General features: G+C 63.5%; 2 protein-coding genes. One reads left to right on the forward strand and one right to left on the reverse strand.

Translation table 11 applies throughout. The annotated features are described in order from the left end of the window. Window positions 1–114: 114 nt before the first annotated feature. The gene (locus G3T14_RS23920; RefSeq protein ID WP_163644970.1) at window positions 115–1,062 is read right to left on the reverse strand and encodes an IS110 family transposase; all 948 of its coding nucleotides are present in this window, start codon (window positions 1,060–1,062) and stop codon (window positions 115–117) included. A gap of 210 nt (window positions 1,063–1,272) precedes the next feature. Between G3T14_RS23920 and G3T14_RS23925 the strand changes: the two genes are divergently transcribed. Next, window positions 1,273–2,020 (forward strand): IS481 family transposase (locus tag G3T14_RS23925; RefSeq protein ID WP_246733535.1); only part of this gene is annotated, 748 nt, incomplete at its 3' end.

Here is a 2,020-nt window from a genome sequence, read left to right on the forward strand (position 1 = left end):
TAGATGTTTGATCCCGGGGTTTGATGGTGCATTCTTCACGTCGGAGTGGAGGGACGCGCTATGGGCCAGATACTTCACGGCAGCGCCACGACGACTGAGCGGCTGTGTTGAAGGTCAAGCAGCGAGTGGCCGCCAAGGCGCGCGGTCGCGAACGATTGCATTGAGCGTCACAAGGAGCTTTCGCATCACGGCGACCAAGGCGACCTTTTTCGGCCGGCCACGCTGGGTGAGCCGCTCGTAAAAGGGCCGGAAGGGTGAGCCCCGTCGGATCGCGGTTAGCGCGGCCATGTACAGCACGCCTCGCACCGATGTTCGTCCACCCGCGATGGATCTTCGGCCTCGCATCAGGCCCGAGTCGCGGTTGATTGGAGCAATGCCGACGAGAGCCGCGATCTGATGGCGGCCGATAGTACCGAGCTCAGGCAACTGAGCCAGAAGCGTGCGTGCGGTCACGTCACCAATCCCGGGTACGGATTTGAGCAACGATTCTGTCTCGCACCAGACCGGAGAGGCCTTGATGGCTTCACCGATGTCGCTGTCGAGTTCCGCGAGCTCCCTCTCCAGGAAGCTGATGTGACGGTCGAGCCGCCGGGCCAGCTGCTTGTCCACGGCTTGATCGCGACGGTTGGTTTCCATGCCGATCATCCCGATGATCTGCCGCCGTCGGCTCACGAGTTCGGCGAAGTGGCTTCTCTCCGGTTCCGGCAGGGGCCTGGCCGGCGGTCTGATGCGTTCGGCGAAGAGAGCGATGATCTCGGCATCGAGCGTGTCGGTCTTCGCCAAGCGGCCCATGGCTCGGGCGAAGTCACGGATCTGGCGCGGGTTGACGATGCAGAGCGGCAGCCCAACCGCTGCCAGTGCGGCAGCCACGCTCGCCTCGAAGCCGCCTGTCGCTTCCAGGATGACGAGAGCGACCGGTATGCTGCCGAGCCGGCGCGCGAGCGTATCGAGCCCCTTTGCGTCCCGTGGAACTTGGAAGGTCTCGTCCGAGGGTATGAGGTGAATGTCGAGACGGTCCTTCGACACGTCGATGCCAACGAAGATGGTGCGTTGTTCGTCCATGACCCTACCTTGCAAATGCGGGCTCTGGCCCGAGCGGCTGTCCGGGTTCGGGACTGTGAAGGTGAGGGCCGCACCATGCTCAGTCGCGGGCTTGGAAGCCCAAGACGGATGCGGGCTGACCCTCACTTCGTAGCCTCGCTGGCTTCGCTTCAGCGGGCAACTCAAAGATACAAGGCGGTCCGTCGAGCGATCCAGCATAGTCAAGCGAGCCTGAGAGCGCTCTCGAAGCGCTATGGAATCAACCAGAAGACGGTCGCCAAGTGGCGGCAGCGGACCTCGGTTGCCGACCAGCGCACGGGGCCAAAGGTTCCGCGGTCGACGGTGCTGTCACCGGAGGACGAGGCGGTCGTCGTCGCCTTTCGCCGTCATACGCTCCTGCCGCTCGACGACTGCCTTTACGCGCTCCAGGCTACGATCCCACACCTGACCCGTTCGTCGCTGCATCGGTGCCTGCAGCGGCACGGTATCAGCCGATTGCCGGAGGTCGATGGCGACAAGCCCAAGCGGTCGCGCTTCAAGGCCTACCCGCTCGGCTACTTCCACATCGATCTGGCTGAGGTTCATACGGCCGAAGGGCGGCTCTACCTGCTCGTGGCGATCGATCGCACGACCAAGTTCGCCTTCGTCGAATTGCATGAAAAGGCAACGCGGAGGGTGGCAGGCGACTTCCTCCGCCATCTCATCGAGGTCGTGCCCTACAAGGTACACACGGTGCTCACCGACAACGGCACCCACTTCACCACGCCCGGCAACGTTGCCTCGGCCGCCTCCATCATCAAGGAGGCGATCGCGGCCGGCGAGACATTCCGAGCTCACAGCTTCGAGCTTGCCTGCGCCCGCAACGATATCGACCATCGCCTGACAAAGCCGCGCCACCCCTGGACCAACGGTCAGGTCGAGCGAATGAACCGCACGATCAAGGACGCGACGGTCAAACGCTATCACTACGACAGCCACC

The organism is Methylobacterium sp. BTF04, assembly GCF_010692745.1.
Classification (GTDB): domain Bacteria; phylum Pseudomonadota; class Alphaproteobacteria; order Rhizobiales; family Beijerinckiaceae; genus Methylobacterium.

What these genes read in the sequence shown, in the direction of transcription:
- G3T14_RS23920 (WP_163644970.1), bottom strand. Translation starts at nt 1,062, where the DNA reads ATGGACGAACAACGCACCATCTTCGTTGGCATCGACGTGTCGAAGGAC.